The sequence below is a fragment of the Mycobacteroides sp. H001 genome (genome assembly GCF_001440005.1).
GTDB lineage: Bacteria > Actinomycetota > Actinomycetes > Mycobacteriales > Mycobacteriaceae > Mycobacterium > Mycobacterium gwanakae.
Window position 1 is genome coordinate 59,495 of record NZ_LJYH01000020.1, and the last position, 17,563, is coordinate 77,057.

The following is a 17,563-nucleotide window of genomic DNA, read 5'->3' on the forward strand; positions in this document are numbered from 1 at the left end:
GCAGGAGTTTAACGCGACGTAACATTGCACCCAGTTGCACTGGGGAAGGAGTGGGGGACAGTGACGGATCCGGCCTGGCAGGAGTACCCGCAGGAGCCATGGCCACCCGGCGAACCGGTTCCCTATCCCGAGGATCCGAAACCGCCGAAGTGGCCGTGGATAGTCGCCGGCGTCAGCATCCTGGCGGTGCTGGCGATAGCGCTGACCGCCATTCTGGTCATCACCCGCCGAACTGAGGTGGCCGCACCGACGACGGTCACCGTCACACCATCGACGACCTGGACGGGGCCCAATGACGTCCCCTTGCCGTCGATAACGACGACCGAGCCACCTCCGCCATCACCACCCCCGCCTAACCCCAGCACCGGTGTCGAAACCACGCCAACGACCACTGAGGCGCCGCCGGTGCCCACCACGACCGAGGCGCCCACCCCGGTGCCCACTACGGGTCAGGGTCCCGGGGGGGTCGGGGAACGGCGGCAAGAGCGTCACCTACAGCGTGGGTGGTCAGGGCGGCGGGGTCAATGTCGCCTATATGACGGACAACGACTATGTGCGTGTGTCGAATGTTTCGCAGCCGTGGGCAGTCTCGGTGACGATTACACGTCGGGACGTTCCGCTGACCATGAATGTCACCATGGTCGGTGAGGGCACCATCAGCTGTTCTATCACCGTTGACGGAGTGACCGTCGCCCAAAGCAGCACCGACGTGTTCGCCGTCGTGTGCCAGGCGCCTATGCCGGGCTAGTGTCCCTGGGTCTTGAGGCGCTCGAACGACGCGGTGACCTCGGCTTCGGCCTCGGCGCGGCCTACCCAGTCGGCGGCCTCGACGAACTTGCCGGGCTCGAGGTCCTTGTAGTGCACGAAAAAGTGCTTAATGGCATCCAGCTCGAAGCTCGACACGTCACCGATGTCCTGGATGTGATCCCAGCGCGGATCGCCCGCGGGCACACACAGCACCTTGTCGTCGCCGCCGCCGTCGTCGACCATCTTGAACATGCCGACGGGCCGTGCCTCGACGATCACGCCCGGGAAGACGGGCTCGGGCAGGAGCAGCAGGGCGTCCAGCGGATCGCCGTCCTCACCGAGGGTGTTCTCGATGAAGCCGTAATCGGTGGGGTAGGCCATCGGCGTGTAGAGGTAGCGGTCCAGACGCACCCGGCCCGTCACGTGATCGACCTCGTACTTGTTGCGCTGACCCTTGGGGATCTCGATGGTGACGTCGAACTCCACACCCGCTCCTTGAATGTCGGTGGTACTTAGCCTGTCAAGTCTGCCTGTCAGTCTTCGCGCAAGCGCTCGTCCAGCGGGCACCAGGATAGCGATACCCTGCAGAGCATGGTCACCGCCAGGGCACTTGATCCGCGTCGCTGGCGGCGCTCTACCCATGTCCTGCTCGCCGTCGCCGTCGTACTGGCGATTGCCGCGTTGGTACTTGTGGCCTCGCTGACCACCGGAGCCGCCACCTCCCATCAATTGCAGGGCGCCGATCCGGAGCCGGTGCTCGTCAGCCCCAAGCCCGGCGTTGTTCCGGTTTCCGATTCCGCGCCGGTTCCGACGGTGGACGGGCTGGCGCAGGCGCTGGACAAGGCGCTGGCCGATCCGGCGCTCGCGATGTTCACCGGCCGGGTCACCGATGCGCTGACGGGCCGCGAGTTGTGGCAACAGGGTTCGACCGTGCCGATGGTGCCGGCGTCCACCAACAAGGTGCTGACCGCGGCGGCGGCGCTGATCACCCTCGAGCGCGACGCCAAACTCACCACTTCGGTAGTCGCTGATACCGCGGGGCAGCGCGGATTGGTGACACTGGTCGGTGGCGGAGACCCGATCCTCAGCGCGGCGCCGGCGGGCACCGACACGTGGTACCGCGATGCCGCCCGTATCAGCGATCTTGCCGATCAGGTGCGCAAGTCGGGCGTCACCGTCACCTCAATCACCGTGGATATCAGCCGATTTGGCGGACCGTCGATGGCACCCGGGTGGGATCCGGCAGATATCGACGGCGGTGACGTCGCGCCGATCCAGGCCGTGATGCTCGATGCCGGCCGCACACAGCCGACCGACTATGACTCACGCCGTTCCACCACTCCCGCATTGGACGCGGGGCGTGCACTCGCCATCGCGCTGGGGGCTGACCCGGATACGGTGCGATTGGATGCTGCGCCCTCGACAGCGAAACCCATTGCTTCCGTGCAGTCGGCGCCGCTGATGGAGCGGCTGCGGGAGATGATGAATGCCTCCGACAATGTCATGGCAGAGACAATCGGGCGCGAGGTGGCGCTGGCATCGGGCCGACCGCAGACCTTCTCCGGAACCGTCGATGCCGTCACGAGCCAGTTACGCAGCGCAGGAATCGATCTCACGGGCCTGACATTGCGTGATTCCAGTGGGTTGTCGGTGGACGACAGGGTGACGGCACGCACCCTCGACGAGGTCATCGGAGCGGCCGCTGGCCCCGATCAGCCGAAGCTGCGACCGCTGCTGGATGTGCTGCCCATCGCCGGCGGCAGCGGCACACTCTCGGAACGCTTCGTCCTCCAAAACCAAACCTCGGCGGGCTGGTTGCGCGCCAAAACCGGGTCGCTCACCGGGGTGAACACACTGGCAGGTGTGGTCACCGACATCAGCGGCCGGGTGCTCACCTTCACGTTGATGCAGAACCAGGCCACCGCCCCCACCGCGCGCAACGCGGTGGATAACACCGCGGCGGTGCTGCGGTCATGCGGATGTAGCTGATGACCACGCCGGATCGCGTCGCGAAGCGCGGAGCCGGAACCGAGCGTCCCGAGTTGACGGTTGGCCGCATGGTCAACTGGGAGTTCGCGGCCACCGTGGGCGCCAAGCTGGCACGACCCGCGCCGCCCACCACCGAGTACACCCGCCAGCAGGCCATCGCTGAGCTCTCGGATGCGGCGCGGCGTGCGGAAGCTCCGGTGCGTGAGCTCACCGGCTTGGCCGATGGGCTGGTGGTTCCGGAGGCGCGGATCATTGACCGCCCCAGCTGGATTACGGCGGCAGCCGAGTCCATGCGGGTGATGGCCGGCGGTGACGGCGGCGCCTCGGGGTTTTTGTCCGGCCGCGTCACCGGGGCGCAAACCGGCGCCGTGCTGGCCTTCGTCTCGTCGGGCATTCTCGGACAGTACGACCCGTTCACGGCGGAAGGGGCGGGCGCGTTACTGCTGGTGTATCCGAACATCATCGCGGTGGAACGTCAGCTTCGGGTGAGGCCAAGTGATTTCCGGATGTGGGTGTGTCTGCATGAGGTGACGCACCGTGTGCAGTTCTCGGCCAATCCATGGCTGGCGGACTACATGTCGGGCACGTTGGCAACACTCGCACATGAACAGGAAGAAGATGTGGCCGGGATGCTCGGCAGGCTGGCCGAGTTTGTCCGATCCCCGAAGGGGCAGGGCGAGAACGGGATTGTCGACTTGCTGCGCGCTATGCAATCCGACAGCGGCAGGGATGCACTGGATCGTCTGCTGGTGCTGGGCACCCTTCTCGAAGGACATGCCGACCATGTCATGGATGCGGTTGGCCCCGCCGTGGTCCCCTCGGTGGCATCCATAAGGTCGCGCTTCGAGGCGCGGCGTTCACGCAAGCAGCCACCGCTGCAACGGGTCATCCGTGCGCTCATCGGCATGGATGCCAAGATGCGTCAGTACACCCGTGGCAAGAGATTTGTCGACCATGTGGTGGGAACGGTGGGGATGGAGCGCTTCAACACCATCTGGCAAGACCCCCAGACGTTGCCCAAGCCAGCCGAAATCGAGGACCCGGACCTATGGATCGCCCGAGTTCTCTAGCGCTGCGGCGGGCTGTCAAAGCCTTTGGTGCGCAGCACCTCCCGAATGCCACCGCTATCACCGTGGCGCTCTCGGGTGGCGCTGACTCGCTGGCGCTCGCGGCGGCTGCCGTCGGGCAGGACTGGGCGGTGACCGCGTTGATCGTCGACCACGGGCTGCAGCAGGGCTCGGCCGAGGTCGCGGCCCAGGCGCGGAATCGGGCGCTGGCCCTGGGATGTCGTGACGCATTGGTTCTTTCGGTGGCCGTTGACGGCCCGGGTGGTCTGGAAGCGGCTGCCAGGACTGCCCGGTATGCCGCGCTGCGCAAGGCCAGTGACGGGCTGCCCGTGCTTCTTGCCCATACTCTCGACGATCAGGCTGAGACGGTGCTGCTGGGACTCGGGCGAGGATCGGGGGCACGTTCCATTGCCGGAATGCGCCCGTGGGATGACCCCTGGGGGCGCCCGTTCCTGGATGTTCGCCGCACCGAGACGCGTGCAGCCTGCACCGAATGGGGGCTCACTCCATGGGAAGACCCGCACAATGTCGATCCGCGCTTCGTCCGGGTGCGCCTGCGTCACGAGGTGCTGCCGTTACTGGAGCAGGTTCTCGGAGGCGGCGTGGCCGAGGCCCTTGCCCGAACGGCGGCCTCGCTACGCGAGGACGGGGATGCGCTCGACGAGCAGGCGCGGGCGGCCTTCGCCGGTACGGGTTCTCTGGAGGTTTCGGGTCTGCGCAATTTGGCGCCCGCCGTACGGAGAAGGGTGATCAGGCTTTGGCTGTTGGCTGGTGGCGCACAGGATCTGAACGACAACCAGATTCGCGCGGTGGATGGGCTCGTTGCACAATGGCATGGGCAGGGCGGGGTCGCGGTGGGCGCAGATTTGCCGTACCAGCGCCTGGTGGCCTCGAGATCGGGTGACCGGCTGGTGCTGTCGATCCACGACGTCTAAGTGATTGCGAAGTCCTCGCGATTCGGCGAGGTGAGCGTGCGGCGGTAGTCGACGGGAGGCCAGGGCCACAGCTCCGGTACGCCGTCGGCTCCCAGATACCAGCTGTCACATCCCGAGGACCACACGGTATTGGGCATGGCCCGGCGCACCTCGGCGTTGAAGGCATCCGCGGCATGCGCGGTCGGTGCCACCGATTGAACTCGGCCATAACGTATCTCGTCGATCCAATGCATCGCGAACTTCACCTGCGTCTCGGCGATAGAGATCAGCGAATTGTTTCCGATCGGACTGTTCGGCCCGATCAGGAGAAAGAAGTTCGGGAATCCGGCCAGGCCCACGGCGCGGTATGCGCGCGGCCCGTCACTCCACACCTCGCTGAGCTTCACCCCGGCGCGGCCAATCACCTCCATCGGTCGCAAATAGGAATGAGCATCAAAACCCGTGGCACACACCAGGATATCCAGCTCATGCAGAACTCCATCTTTTGTGATGACGCCCTGTGGCACGATGCGTTCGATACCGTCGGTGAGCACCGCGACGTTGGGGCGTTGTACCGCTTTGAAGAACGGCACCGACATGACCAGTCGCCGGCACAGCGGCTCGTAATCGGGATGCAGCTTCTCGCGCAGCGCGCGATCGCGGATGAGCAGCCGATGCGATGCCCGCACGAACCCCTGGATGAGTCGGCGCCGTACACCGGGATTGACCACTGATCCACCCACGCCCCGTTCGAAGTAGAAGCGCCACAAGCGATAAGAGAACCTGTTCAGTATTGGTACCCGGGACCACATAGATTTCGACATGGACGAGTAGGTGAAGTTGGGCACTGGTGCGACCCACTGTGCCGAGCGCTGGAACACCGAGAGGCTCCGCACCTCGGTGGCGAGTGCACCGATGATCTGGACCCCCGAGGATCCGGTACCGATAAGCCCGACCCGTTTCCCCGCGCACTGCACCGAGTGATCCCACCGCGCCGAGTGAAAGCACGGGCCGGCGAATGTTCGCAGGCCGTCGATATCGGGAAGGCGAGGAAGGTGCAGCACTCCGGTGGCACTGACCACGACATCGGCGGTGTCACGGCTGCCGTCGGAAATGTCCAACTCCCAGTGGGGCTGGTCCGGCCCATCTACCCATTCGGCCCGGGTGACGGCTGCGCCGAAGCGGATGTTCCGGCGCAGACCCTGCTCGTCGGCGAATCTCACGAAGTACTGGTGGATTTCGGGACCTGGTGAGAAGCCTTTGCTCCAACCGGGATTCGGGGCGAAGGAGTAGGAGTAGTAGCGCGACGGCACGTCGCACTGCAGACCTGGGTAGGTGTTGTCCCGCCAGGTTCCGCCGACCTCGTCGGCCTTCTCGTAGACGGTGAAGTTGGTGATGCCCCGGTGCCGGAGGGTGGAGGCCATACACAGACCGGACATGCCGGCCCCGATTACCACCACGCGGATATCGCGGGACGGCAGCTCGTCGCCTGCTCCGTAAGCGCCATTGCTCACGTTTCCATAGTGGCCTATTTCGTAAACAAAGTCACTAGCCAATGTCACCGGCTTGGTGAGCTTGCGTTCTCCATGGCACGCTGTCCGTCGTGACCTGCGAACAGCAACAGTCATGCGGCGAGCAATACAGCGGCGACGTGAAATCGGTGCTCCTCACCGAGGAGCAGATTCGTGCCCGGACTCAGGAGCTTGGCGCCGCCATCGGCGAAAAGTATCGCGATATCGAGGGCGACCTGCTGCTGGTGACCGTGCTCAAGGGTGCCGTCATGTTTGTCTCGGATTTGGCCAGGGCCATCCCCATCCCGACCCAGATGGAGTTCATGGCGGTCAGCTCGTATGGCTCGGCAACCTCGTCCTCCGGTGTGGTGCGCATCCTCAAGGATCTGGATAGGGACATCCAGAACCTCGACGTCCTGATCGTCGAGGACATCATCGATTCCGGGCTGACCCTGAGCTGGCTCATGCGGAACCTCGCCTCGCGCGGCCCACGGTCGCTGAATGTGGTGTCGCTGCTGCGCAAGCCCGAGGCTAAGAAGGTCGACGTCGATGTGGCTCTCGTCGGCTTCGAGATCCCCAATGAATTCGTGGTCGGTTACGGGCTCGACTACGGCGAGCGCTACCGCGATCTGCCTTTCATCGGAACGCTGCACCCGCGCGTCTATACCGACTAACTGTCTTTGACGGTCTTCGCGTGAGTGCTCATGTCAGCTCCCACGTCACGGTGATGTCGGCGCTGACGGTCTGCTGACCCGCCTCCACCGGTGGCCCGCTCGCTGCACGCAGCATCGCGAACTCTGCGCGTGGGGATGGGCTCGAATGGCTCCCGGTCTCGTCGATGCGCAGCACCTTGCCCAGCGTCCCCCCGGACAGGGTTGCGTACTGCTCGGCCCGGGCCCTGGCATCGGCGAATGCCCGTTCACGTGCTTGGGTCGCGAGATCGGTGCTGTCCTGCAGATCAAAGCTGACCCCGGACAGCTGTGCGGCCTCACCTCCCGCGGTGACGGCCTTATCCAGCACGTCGGAGACCTTCGACAGGTCGCGGACGGTGATCCGCACCGAGTTGTCGGCCGAGTACCCGGTGATCTTGTTGCCGTCGAATTGCGGGTGCACAGACATCCATGCGGTTCTCACGTCCTCAGCGGCCACGCCCGAGTCGAGTACCGCATCGATCACCGCACGGGCCTTGGCCTTCACGTCGGCCATCACCCCGGCGATACGCCGTGAGCGGACTGACACACCGACCGTGGCCATGAACACGTCGGGACTACCGCTGGCCTCGCCGTGGCCGACAACCGTGATGTCACCCATCGCTTAGGTCAGCTCCCAGATGACGCTTACCTCGAATGTCACCGTCTGCTGTCCGGGCTCCAGCGGTGGCGCGAACGACGCGTCGGCTTGCATGGGTGCCCGCTTCCCCATCATCGGCGCGGGGGGAGGCACCGATCCGTGGGATTCGTCGATGCGCAGCACCTTGCCCAGTTTGGAGCCCGATAGGCCGGCGTACTGCTCGGCGCGGGCCTTGGCGTCGTTGAAGGCGCGCTCCCGCGCACCCTTCAGCAGGTCGGCGTCGTTGTCGAGATCGAAGCTGACGCCGGACAGCCGCGCCGCGTCGCCGCCGGCCTGCACTGCCTTGTCCAGGACTTCGGATGCCTTCTTGAGATCACGGACGTTGATACGCACCGAGTTGGTGGCGTTGTACCCGGTGATACGCGCGGGACCGCCCTGCGGGTAGGTCTGTTCGGGCTGGATGGACAGCTCGTTGGTCTGGACGTCCTCGCGGGCCACCCCGGCGCCGACCACGGCGTCGATGACGGCCTGAGCCTTCTCGCTGGCCTGAGACAGTGCCCCGGAGACATCCTTGGCGCTCACCGATACGCCCACATCGGCGCGCAGGACATCGGGTGCGCCCTTGACCTCGCCCTTGCCGACGACCGTCACATTCCGCGTGGACTCCGGGCTGCCGGTGGAATCATCACCGCAGCCGGCCAGGAGCACCGCCATCGCTGCGGTGGCAGCCACCGCGGCCGTCCGGGTCAGCGCTGTCCGTCTTTGTACCCGCATGTCACTTCCTGTCCTCCCCAACCTTTACGGCACCACCAAAATCTTGCAGTGGTGCCCCGGATCGCCGAGATCGGCAAATGCCGATCCGACATCTTCCAGACCTACCTCACCTGTGACGAGGTGCGCAACATCGATCTCGCCGTGCGCGATTCGCCGCAGCGTCTCGGAGAACTCTGTCGGTTCGTAGGCGAGCACGAATTGAAGCGCAACTTCCTTGGCGATCCCGAAGTAGGGGGTGATGGCATCGGGCTCCATGCAGACGCCCACAACCACCACCCGCGAGCTGTGCGGCGCATCCCTCAACACATTGTTGAGGATGCCCGGCACCCCGACGGCCTCGAAGATCACCGGCGCGCCCTTCCCGGCTCGGGACCAAGCCTCGAAGGTGGGCTCGACGCCGGGGTCGACGATCTCGTGCGCTCCCATGCGCTGGGCCAGATCACGCCGCGCGGGGGAGTAGTCCGCGGCGACAATCGGCTCGATGCCGAGGTTATGCAGGGCCGCTATCACCGCTATGCCGACCGGGCCACACCCGATGACGATCGCTCCAGTACCGGGTTGGATGCCCGATTTGTTGACGGCATGCAGACCGACCGCCATCGGTTCGGTGAGCGCCGCGTACCGCGGGTCGAGACCGTTGGGGATGGGCAGCAGTAGCGGAGCGCTCAACAGCATCTGCTCGGCGTAGCCGCCGAGTGTGCTGTTGCTATAGACGATAGGTTCGATTCCCTTGGCAGATAGCAAGATTGGAATTGACGTCACAGGGGTCCCTGGCTCGGGGGCCTGCGTCCCCGGTCCGGCCTCGATCACTTCTGCGGCGAACTCATGTCCCATGAAGACGTCGGCTTCCAGGTTGACGCCGTCGGTAAGACTGGGCATGCCGGCCATCTGTTTGGACAGTTCGATCGCTTGCGCACCGTGCTTTGCGAAATGAAGGTCGGATCCGCAGATTCCGCATGCGGTGACCTTGACGAGTACCTGTCCTTCTCCGGGCATCGGGTCGGCCACATCGTCTCGATAGACCATCGCGCCGTTGCGCAGCACCGATGCTCGCATCACGCATGCCCGTTCTGTGCGCGGTCGTTCTGATGTTCGACGATGGCCTTGGCGACGGCCTCGCCGGCACGGCCCAGGAGCTCGCCGCGCTTGGCCTGCGCCCAGTCGTGCGAGATCCTGGCGGCGGTGAGCTGTCCCGTAAAATGCGGAATCACCTTGCGGGCAAACAGTTCATAGGATTTGAACGTGGCCTCCGGTGAAGCCCAATCGTGCCCCAGCATCAGGAATGTACCGAAGCCGCCCGACTTGTCGAGCAGGCCCTGGACGTAGTCGATGGCATCGTCGGGAGTCCCGATGCAGCAGTTCCCTTCGTCCACATAGGCCTTGACGAACTCGCGTGGGTCCGCCTGCGCGCCGTCTACTTCATTCGCAAGCGGCAGCACCCCAACGGCGCCGAAGTAGTGTGCGTAGTCCGGCAGACCGTACGTACAGTCCTCGATGGCCTGCTCGCGTGTTTCGGCGAGGTGCATGATGCCGAGCACCCGCCAACTGGACCGATCTGGTTCGGGATGGCCGTGGGCGGCCGCCTGTTCACGCACCACTTCCCAGGCGTTCTCCAATGCCGCGAATCCACCCGGGATCGATGCCGACAAGGACAGCAGGCCTGCGCCGAGCTTTCCGGCCAGCCGCGGACCCGAAGGGGAAAACATCGCCGCGGTAAGGATTTCCGGATAGGGGTGGGTGTAGGGGCGCAGCTGCAGCTGTGCATCCCGCAAAGTGAACCAGGATGTTTCGCGGCTGATGCGCTCATCCGGTGCCGCGCGCAGCAGCGCCAGGATCGCCTCCAGCGACTCCTCCTGCATCTGGCGCTGATCGAGCGGGTCGATGCCCATCATGTACGCGTCCGTCGGCAGCGCACCGGGTCCGGTACCGAATATGACACGGCCCCGGGTGATGTGGTCCAGCAGAATCCAGCGATCCACCACCATCAATGGATGGTGGTAGGGCAGTGACACCACCCCGGTGCCCAGCCTGATGTGTTTGGTGCGCTCGGCCGCAGCGGCAATGAAGACTTCGGGGCAGGAGATCAACTCGTAGCCGCCGGAGTGATGCTCACCAAACCAGGCCTCGTCATAACCCAGCCGATCCAGGGCAACCACCCGGTCTAGGTCGTACTCCAGTGCGGTGGTGGGGTTTTGGCCGACAGGATGAAACGGGGTGATGAAGGCACCGAATCGCAGTGGGGTGCTCATCGCGCAACCTGTTGCAGGAATTCCAGGAGCGCGGCATTGACCTCGTCGGGCCGCTCCTGCTGAATCCAGTGTCCAGCGCCATCGATCAGGATGTCACCGCGGTTATCGGTGCGGTATTTCAGACTCCCCGCGTGGTCGGTGAAACCGAGAACAGGGTCGGCTGCGCCCGCGATGAATAAAGAGGGCACAACGACATTGGCTCCGGCCAGGCGCTCGGTCAGCGCCCAGTTGCGATCGAAATTCCGGTACCAGTTCAGCCCTCCAGTGAACCCCGTGCGGGTAAATTCCGCGACGTAATGGTCCAGTTCGGTCTGGCTCAGCCATCCGGGAAGCTCGCCGGGATCGGACATGCGCTCGATGAATCCGGCCGGGCCGGGTGCGATCATCGTGGCGCCGTCGGTGTGGGCCATGCCTATCAGCATGCGGCGCATCGTGGCGGTGGGATCACGGCTGAGATCGGCGTCTGCGACCCCCGGCTCCTGGAAGTACAGGATGTAGAAGAAGTTGTCGCCGAACAGCTTTTTCCACGCCTGGGTGGGAGCCACCTGGCTACGCCGGGTGAAGGGGACCGACAGCCCGGCGACACCTTCGACGCGTTCGGGGACGGCGAGTGCGGTATGCCAGGTGACGACGGCGCCCCAGTCGTGCCCGATGAAGGTCGCCTTGCCGGCGCCCACCTCGTCCAGGATGCCCAGCAGGTCATCGGACAGCGCTTCGATGTTGTAGTCGTCGATGTGCGCCGGTGAACTCGACCTGCCATAACCCCGCTGGTCGGGGGCGATCACGTGATATCCGGCGGCGGCGAGTGCCGGAATCTGGTGGCGCCAGGAGTAGGCCAACTCAGGGAAGCCATGGGCCAGAACGACTACGGGCTGGCCCTGCTCACCCGCCTCGACGATGCGCAGGTGCACGCCGTTCGTGGCGATGTCACGTTCCCGGATATCCACAGCGGCATCGGTCATTAGCGCATTCTCACCTTCTGAGGGTGGCCAACAGCGTTGTTGTCGCTTCTTCGCCGCACAGGCTCATCAGCGTTGTGATTGCCACTAAACCACAACACACAATCGGCGACCAGGATGCCGATTGCCGGTCATACCGGAGTGATCGAAGGCGCTCGGCCCCTCACCGATGTTGCGTACGAGGGTATTCGAAATATTAGACATTTTGGCGATCTCGTCAGAATATGAATCGCCGCGGGTCCCCGCGTGGGTGAATCGTGTTGATTCGGTGGAGATTCAGGCCGCGATAGGGCCCGCGTCGAGGATGCGCTCGTAGTTCCAGGGTGTCGGCGGCTTGATGGAAGGCGGTGTCCATTCGGTGGTCCACCTACCTTGCGGATGTGCCACCTCGACCGGACTCACCCCCAGGGCCGACTGGGCCTGGCGATAGGGCAGTTCGAGTAACTCCTCCCAGGGCGCGGCCATCAGCAGGTCGGCGCGACGGCCACGCTCCACCGCCTGGCGGTAGTAGCGGAGTTTGAACGGCGCTGAAGCGCCCGGCAGGGTGAGGGCGCCGAACATCCCGAGCTTCTCCAGCGGTCCTGCGGGTTCCATTTGTCCGCAATGGAATCCGATGTTAGCCATTTCTCCAGCCATGTCGGGACCATAACCGCCGATGGTGTGGAACATGTCATGAAGTGCGGTGCCCCTGATGATCATGTAGTAGAAGTCCTCGTCCCAGTTGTTCTTCTCGGCGATCGGCCTGATGATGTTCGCTTCGCCGAAGACGCCTGCGTCGAGTTTGTTGGTGTTCAGGAACGACAGGTAGGCGTGCCCCAGGCTGCCGAATGGCAGGGAATTCAGATACTCCACATCGTTGAGCACGGCGAGCAGGTCTGGCTTGTTTTTGAACAGCTTTCGGCCGTTCGGATGGGCCCGCACCTGATAGTAGGAACGCGCGAAGACCGGCGCCTCCATGCCGAGGAACGCCTCATAGATGTCGCCGTGGTACTTGGCGTCAATCAGCATGCGCCAAGCCTTCAGCCAGGGAGTCCACGTCGTGCGGTCCGGTACGACACCGCCGGGATTAGAGTATTTGGCCAGGTCGTTTTGCATGCGATTAATAATAGGCAAATACATGAAAGTGTCAATATATTTCCCAAGGAGGCGGCTGCGGGGTGGCTCGTAAGAGTGAGGGAGTGAGCAAGGTTCCACGTGGACGCGGTAGGCCGCCGGGTGGCGGTAACACCGCCCAGCAGGCGCAGGCGCAGCTCCTTGATGCTGCGGAGCGGCTGTTCGTCGAGCGCGGATACGGCGCATCCACGATGGAAGCCATTGCGCGGGAAGCCGGATACAGCCGAGCCGTGGTGTATCGGCATTTCCGGAACCGGGACGATCTGATGGATGCCTTGGTGGTCCGCGCGACGATGAGCGAGATCACCAACATGATCGGTCGTCTTATCGTGCTCAAGGACCTGGCCGAGATCATTCCGGAATCGATGGTGATCGTTTCCGTGGAGGTCGGCGCCAATCCGCTACTGCGCGTGCTGGCCGACCGCGATGATCGCGGCACGGTCGCTTCGTTGATTGTCAACGCGCCCAATCTCATCGACCTGTTGACCTCGCTATACGCAGGTGTGTTCAGTACCCGGATGGCGGAGGTGCGGCAGGGGGTACGGCCCGAGGACGCCGCGCGGTACGTGTTGTCGGTGGCGTTGTCGCTGCTCCTCGGGCTGATCCCGGGAACCGATAATCCGGAGCAGGTTCGCCGCTACGTCAGGGTTTTCGTGCTGCCCACGTTGCTCGCCAACCCTCCCGCGCCCGAGGCCGTGTTCGTCTAGCGGGCAGCGGTTCGAGCCCTGATGAGATCGATGACAATGTTGGGGATCTCATCCGCGCTGCGTGCGACGCGGCTGCCCCCTCCCGGGGTGGCGTCCGAAATCTGTTTGAGGACAGCGGCATCGGCGTCTTCTGTGATGCCGAGGGTGATGAGCACAACGGGCCGTGCCGGGTCTTGCTCTTTCTTCAATGTTGCGAGCAGTTGGTCCAAGGAGATGCCGTTCGGATCCTCATTCGCTCCGTCGGTGATGATCACCACGCTGTTGACGTAGTGCGGGTCGTATGTCGACTGGACCTTGCGGAATGCCGCGAGTGTGGTGTCGTACAAGCCGGTTCCACCGCCGACTAGGGCGTCCAGGCCGTGGCCCTCATCCGCCAGAAGCTGACGTTGAGTCCTATCGCCCACCTTCTCGCCGAGCGTGCGGATGGGCAGCAGGTCTTTCCAGTCCTGCCCCGGCCCGCCCTTGTCGATCGAGAAGGCCCACAGGCCGATCTGTGCGTTCTCGGGGAACAGCGGAAGCCCGTTGTCGATAGCCTGGCTCAACAGACCGACACGGGTGGTCTGCCCCGCGGAGAACTTCATCGAGCCGGAGACATCGAGAACGGCAAGCATTCGAGAAGGCAAGGCCAGCACCGCGTATCGGCGCATCGCGGTGTCGAACGCGGTCAGGTCGTTCACGGTGAGTGTCTCGATCGCGCCCACCCCCTTGCCCGCCAGTGGCGCGAAGTCCGGTCCACGGAATCCCGCACTCGTCAAGGCATCTGCGCCGTTGCCGCTGGTCAGGCGCTCCGCAAGAGCTTCCCCTGCTTGATTGGCCTTGGCATGTCGATCATTGGCGGCTTCAGCCTTCAACGCCGTCAAGAAACACATCCAACGAATGCCCGCCGAGGACCAGGAACTCGCCCGCGCCTACAGCGCCGGCAACTACCGACAGGTCATCGCCCAGCTCTACGAGGTCGTGGCCCGGGCCCGGACGGCGAACCGGCACACCACGGCCGTCCAGGCGCTACAAGCCATCGCGGATGTCCAGGACAAGCACGACAAGCTGACTGGCCTGCACATCGCGGTCCCGACGAAATTGGAGGTCAACGTGACGTCTGCAGTTGCGGTGCTGGAGCGCGCCGATGGATCGGCTGGCGCGGTCGCTGGAGGATCTACGGCGCACCGTGCGGGAGCTGACCGCTCGGGGTGTGCGCGTCCACTTCGTCAAGGAGAACCTCACATTCACGGGCGACGATTCGCCGATGTCCACGCTGCTGCTGTCGATGCTGGGCGCGGTGGCGGAGTTCGAGCGATCGATGATCAAGGAACGTCAGCGGGAAGGCATCGAGCTCGCGAAAGCCAAGGGCGTCTACAAGGGCCGCAAGCCAGCGTTGACCGAGGAGCAGGCGACGGCATTGTTGGAGCGGCTGGCCAACGGCGAGCATCCAGATCTAGCGCGCGAGTTCGGGGTGTCACGCGCCACCGTCTACAACGTGCGAGCACGAGCCGCAGGCGAGGGAGACGGCGCGTAGCACTCCGTCACCGGTATTGATGGTCTCCGTTGCAGAGGTCCGGGGAGGTCGGCCGCAGTCGGCGCGCTATCGCTACGCTGCGTGCCCGGAACGCCGGTAGCAAAAACTAGCACGAGCACCCTATGTAGCTAGGCCAGATCAAGGGCAGGGTCGCGAGCGCGGTATGCGGACCATTGCCAGATCATGAGAATGTGGTGAGAGTGCGCAGTTGGCGCTGCCAGCTTGCACAGTTTGCGCACATTGCCAACCACGCCGTGGCCGTGCGCCGGGTTGCACGATGCCTGGTCGCTCAAGCAAAGCCAATGCACGATCAAGATCACATGTTGGTGCGGTTGACATGGTCTCTAGCGACGGCATAGCGTACCGGCCACGCAGACCTTTGGGCCCGTGTCGGGTGTGTTCCGGTGTTGCTGGATCAGGTCTCGGGGAAATGAGAATGAGGGGGGGAAATGTATGGCATTGTCAGCGAGCTCCTGCGGGGAGCGCCCCACACACGACCTTCGACCCGCGCGAGTATGGGCTGCGGCGGTAACCGTTGTGGCAATGTCGGCCACAATGCCGACCGCTGTTGCTGATCCGCAGGGGGTGCCGGATCAGTATCAGCAGTTCGTGACCGATGATGGCTGGACGGTCGGGTTAGCCATGTCCAACGAGGTGATCGATCACATCGACAACATCGCCGGGGCGAGTAATTCGTGGCAGGCGCGGGTGTCGTACCGGGCGGAGGCCACCATCACTGGCCAGGGCAGCGCCGTGATCCAGGACGGGCAGCTGGAGACGGGGTACTTCGTGGGATGTCGCACCGACTCGTCGGCTGGTGTGGAAACCGGCGGCGACCTGGGATTGACGTTGAACCAGTCCGTGTTCGGGCAAGGCTATGGCGGCGGCTATGGCCAGGGCTCCAATAGCGGCGGTGGGGGTGGCGGTTTCGGAGGTGTTTCCGGCGGCGGATCGTTGGGCGCTCAAGAACATATCGGCGGCTACATCCGTGTGCTGTTGAAGCCGGGCGGATTGGCGAAGTTGCCGATGGATCGCATCAATTTCCGCAACATGCGTGCCGTCTCGCGTGTGCGCAACCAGAACGTGGAAGCCGATGGCTGTGGCGGCCAGGTCAAGATCCAGTCCTTCGCCACCTTCCGGATCCGCACCGAGAATGGCAACGACACCCAAACCGTCTACGGCAACCCCAAAGACCTGTAGGACTCCGCGATATGACCAGCACGCCCGCACCGACACCGATAACACCGATCAAATCCGTGCCCGACACGGTCGTTATAGTTCAGGAAACAGTCAACTATCGAGTTGACTCGGTAACTGCACAGCAATATCCTCAGATAAACCAGCACATCTTGGTTGGCTAAACCTCGATTACACCTTGACTGCAGACAACTAATGTTTCGGGAAGGTTCACAGCGATGGCGCAGACGGCGGTACGTGTGATCACCTGCCGCCGTGTCCCCGCAGGTACTGTCGCCCAGCAACCTGCCCGTGCGTCCAGTGTTCGGGCGGGTGCTCGTGTCGCTGTGGTAGGTAGTGCGGTGGCCATGTTGGCGGCGGTCTTGCTGGCCGCTGGTGCCAGCTGGCCTGCTGGGGCTGATCCAGCAACTCCTGGCCCGCCTGCGCCGGCTCCGCCGCCGTTGGCGGTGCCTCAACCTGATTCGCTACCGCGTGATGCGTTCATCGGTGGTGCGCGTACCAGTACGAATTCGGGGCTGGGTATGGGCAACGGCATGGGGCGGCCCTTGGCTGAGCCGCGTGAGCGCTCGGTGGCTGCGGTGCCTCCGATTGCGTCCGATGGTGTGCATGCTGCGACTGCGTGGCCAGGTAAGCAAGTCATCATTCACTTACCCAACGAACGCGCCTTGACTGCTGCTAATTGGGGTGAGGGTGGTGCGGCTGCGTACGGGTCAGGCCCTGTTGACTATGTGGTGATTCCTGATGCTGGCGGCGGTGTCGATATTCGCATGATCCGAAAAACCTTCATCTCGCCCAGTGACTTCACGTTAGGAGTCAGGTACCCCGACGGCACTCATCTGCGCCAAGCCGCTCAAGCTGTGGTGGTTGAGACCGACGCCGCCCCCGGGCGTCCGGCAGCGATTATCGGGGCATTGAGCATCCCCGAGGCCCGCGATGGCGCCGGAAACTCTATCGCTGTGTCCCCGTCCATCGGCGGGAGCTATCTGTATCAGCAATCCGATGTGAACCTGAACGTCGGCGAGGTCGGGCTGCTCAATTTTCCCGTCACGATCACCGTGGCCTACCGCGCTAGCACCACCATCCCGGCGGTGGCTCAGGGTGATCAGGGACCTCAGCGTCCGCCGGTCGCCAAGGATGGCCGGTGTGTGTCCGGTCCGCCGCAATTCCGCGGCGCCGACAACGATGGAACCCCTGGCGCAGCTGCTGATTTCGTGCCGTCCTGCGCGCGGCTGGCCGCGTGCATGAGCGCGGCCCCCGTCCACACCAGCGCCTTGACGTGTGAGAACACGTTTATGGCTGATCTGACGAACGCGTGTGTCACAGCGGTCGGGCACGACGGCGACGACTACGAGGGTTGTCTAGCAGCGGCCAACGGGCATACCCGCTGGGCCAAAGAAAACATGGTTCCCGGTCCCACGGCCGCAGGAACGGGAGCCTGACATGTATACCTACACAGCACTTTTCGCAGCACAATTCCGGGGAAAAGGATCTTGTCGATGAATGAGGATGCGCCCACGCAGACCCTGCCCGCTC

The 17,563-nt window shown here is 64.1% G+C and carries 17 protein-coding genes and 2 pseudogenes; 9 read left to right on the forward strand and 10 right to left on the reverse strand.

All coding sequences use genetic code 11. From position 1 onward, the window contains the following. The first annotated feature begins 60 nt into the window (after positions 1 to 60). A pseudogene (locus AOT83_RS01790) lies at positions 61 to 748 on the forward strand (MmpS family transport accessory protein). Here AOT83_RS01790 and AOT83_RS01795 read toward each other — a convergent pair. Then, complete coding sequence (locus tag AOT83_RS01795; protein ID WP_030095840.1) at positions 745 to 1,233, reverse strand: inorganic diphosphatase; 489 nt, start codon at positions 1,231 to 1,233, stop codon at positions 745 to 747. The pseudogene AOT83_RS01790 and the gene AOT83_RS01795 sit on opposite strands and share 4 nt — an antisense overlap. 105 nt (positions 1,234 to 1,338) lie before the next feature. Between AOT83_RS01795 and dacB the strand changes: the two genes are divergently transcribed. The 3 genes from dacB (at position 1,339) to tilS (ending at position 4,738) form a co-directional block, all read left to right on the forward strand. Then, positions 1,339 to 2,736 (forward strand): D-alanyl-D-alanine carboxypeptidase/D-alanyl-D-alanine-endopeptidase, encoded by a 1,398-nt coding sequence (gene dacB, locus AOT83_RS01800; RefSeq protein ID WP_057965725.1) that lies wholly within the window; start codon positions 1,339 to 1,341, stop codon positions 2,734 to 2,736. Between the two features lie 68 nt (positions 2,737 to 2,804). Further along, positions 2,805 to 3,806 (forward strand): zinc-dependent metalloprotease, encoded by a 1,002-nt coding sequence (locus AOT83_RS01805; RefSeq protein ID WP_234797662.1) that lies wholly within the window; start codon positions 2,805 to 2,807, stop codon positions 3,804 to 3,806. Positions 3,807 to 3,862: 56 nt separating this feature from the next. Further along, positions 3,863 to 4,738, forward strand: coding sequence for a tRNA lysidine(34) synthetase TilS (gene tilS / locus AOT83_RS01810; RefSeq protein WP_057965741.1), 876 nt, complete (start codon positions 3,863 to 3,865; stop codon positions 4,736 to 4,738). Here tilS and AOT83_RS01815 read toward each other — a convergent pair. Then, complete coding sequence (locus AOT83_RS01815; RefSeq protein ID WP_057965727.1) at positions 4,735 to 6,231, reverse strand: NAD(P)/FAD-dependent oxidoreductase; 1,497 nt, start codon at positions 6,229 to 6,231, stop codon at positions 4,735 to 4,737. The genes tilS and AOT83_RS01815 overlap by 4 nt on opposite strands. Positions 6,232 to 6,320: 89 nt before the next feature. Here AOT83_RS01815 and hpt point away from each other — a divergent pair, with 89 nt between their 5' ends. After that, positions 6,321 to 6,902, forward strand: coding sequence for a hypoxanthine phosphoribosyltransferase (gene hpt, locus AOT83_RS01820; RefSeq protein ID WP_030095835.1), 582 nt, complete (start codon positions 6,321 to 6,323; stop codon positions 6,900 to 6,902). Between the two features lie 28 nt (positions 6,903 to 6,930). Here hpt and AOT83_RS01825 read toward each other — a convergent pair whose 3' ends face one another. From AOT83_RS01825 to AOT83_RS01850, 6 genes are all read right to left on the reverse strand, one after another. Next, positions 6,931 to 7,539: an SIMPL domain-containing protein gene (locus AOT83_RS01825; RefSeq protein WP_030095834.1), complete on the reverse strand. Its 609-nt coding sequence runs from the start codon at positions 7,537 to 7,539 to the stop codon at positions 6,931 to 6,933. Between the two features lie 3 nt (positions 7,540 to 7,542). Then, positions 7,543 to 8,292: an SIMPL domain-containing protein gene (locus tag AOT83_RS01830; protein WP_057965728.1), complete on the reverse strand. Its 750-nt coding sequence runs from the start codon at positions 8,290 to 8,292 to the stop codon at positions 7,543 to 7,545. A 24-nt stretch (positions 8,293 to 8,316) separates the two neighbouring features. Further along, positions 8,317 to 9,348 carry a zinc-binding dehydrogenase gene (locus AOT83_RS01835; protein WP_057965729.1) on the reverse strand — a complete coding sequence of 344 codons (1,032 nt, stop codon included), beginning with the start codon at positions 9,346 to 9,348 and terminating at the stop codon, positions 8,317 to 8,319. Then, the gene (locus tag AOT83_RS01840; protein WP_057965730.1) at positions 9,348 to 10,541 is read right to left on the reverse strand and encodes an LLM class flavin-dependent oxidoreductase; all 1,194 of its coding nucleotides are present in this window, start codon (positions 10,539 to 10,541) and stop codon (positions 9,348 to 9,350) included. Before AOT83_RS01840 ends, AOT83_RS01835 begins: the two co-directional genes overlap by 1 nt. Beyond that, positions 10,538 to 11,503, reverse strand: a complete 966-nt coding sequence (locus AOT83_RS01845) for an alpha/beta hydrolase (RefSeq protein WP_057965731.1) — start codon at positions 11,501 to 11,503, stop codon at positions 10,538 to 10,540. Before AOT83_RS01845 ends, AOT83_RS01840 begins: the two co-directional genes overlap by 4 nt. A 273-nt stretch (positions 11,504 to 11,776) precedes the next feature. Beyond that, the gene (locus AOT83_RS01850) at positions 11,777 to 12,595 is read right to left on the reverse strand and encodes a Coq4 family protein (RefSeq protein ID WP_057965732.1); all 819 of its coding nucleotides are present in this window, start codon (positions 12,593 to 12,595) and stop codon (positions 11,777 to 11,779) included. Between the two features lie 62 nt (positions 12,596 to 12,657). On the opposite strand from AOT83_RS01850, the gene AOT83_RS01855 reads away from it, so the two are divergent. Next, the gene (locus AOT83_RS01855; protein ID WP_030095828.1) at positions 12,658 to 13,320 is read left to right on the forward strand and encodes a helix-turn-helix domain-containing protein; all 663 of its coding nucleotides are present in this window, start codon (positions 12,658 to 12,660) and stop codon (positions 13,318 to 13,320) included. On the opposite strand, the gene AOT83_RS01860 is transcribed toward AOT83_RS01855, so the two are convergent. Both AOT83_RS01860 and AOT83_RS27750 read right to left on the reverse strand, forming a co-directional pair. Continuing rightward, positions 13,317 to 14,180, reverse strand: a complete 864-nt coding sequence (locus tag AOT83_RS01860) for a VWA domain-containing protein (RefSeq protein WP_232784662.1) — start codon at positions 14,178 to 14,180, stop codon at positions 13,317 to 13,319. The two genes, AOT83_RS01855 and AOT83_RS01860, sit on opposite strands and share 4 nt — an antisense overlap. After that, positions 14,161 to 14,307, reverse strand: a complete 147-nt coding sequence (locus tag AOT83_RS27750; RefSeq protein ID WP_165592864.1) for a hypothetical protein — start codon at positions 14,305 to 14,307, stop codon at positions 14,161 to 14,163. Before AOT83_RS27750 ends, AOT83_RS01860 begins: the two co-directional genes overlap by 20 nt. Positions 14,308 to 14,443: 136 nt before the next feature. Here AOT83_RS27750 and AOT83_RS01865 point away from each other — a divergent pair. From AOT83_RS01865 to AOT83_RS01875, 3 genes and pseudogenes are all read left to right on the forward strand, one after another. Continuing rightward, a pseudogene (locus AOT83_RS01865) lies at positions 14,444 to 14,833 on the forward strand (recombinase family protein); the annotation flags it as partial. A 543-nt stretch (positions 14,834 to 15,376) separates the two neighbouring features. After that, a complete protein-coding gene (locus tag AOT83_RS01870) occupies positions 15,377 to 16,033 on the forward strand; it encodes an MspA family porin (RefSeq protein WP_057965733.1) in 657 nt (218 codons plus the stop codon). Between the two features lie 443 nt (positions 16,034 to 16,476). Next, positions 16,477 to 17,469 carry a hypothetical protein gene (locus AOT83_RS01875; protein WP_057965734.1) on the forward strand — a complete coding sequence of 331 codons (993 nt, stop codon included), beginning with the start codon at positions 16,477 to 16,479 and terminating at the stop codon, positions 17,467 to 17,469. Positions 17,470 to 17,563 lie beyond the last annotated feature (94 nt).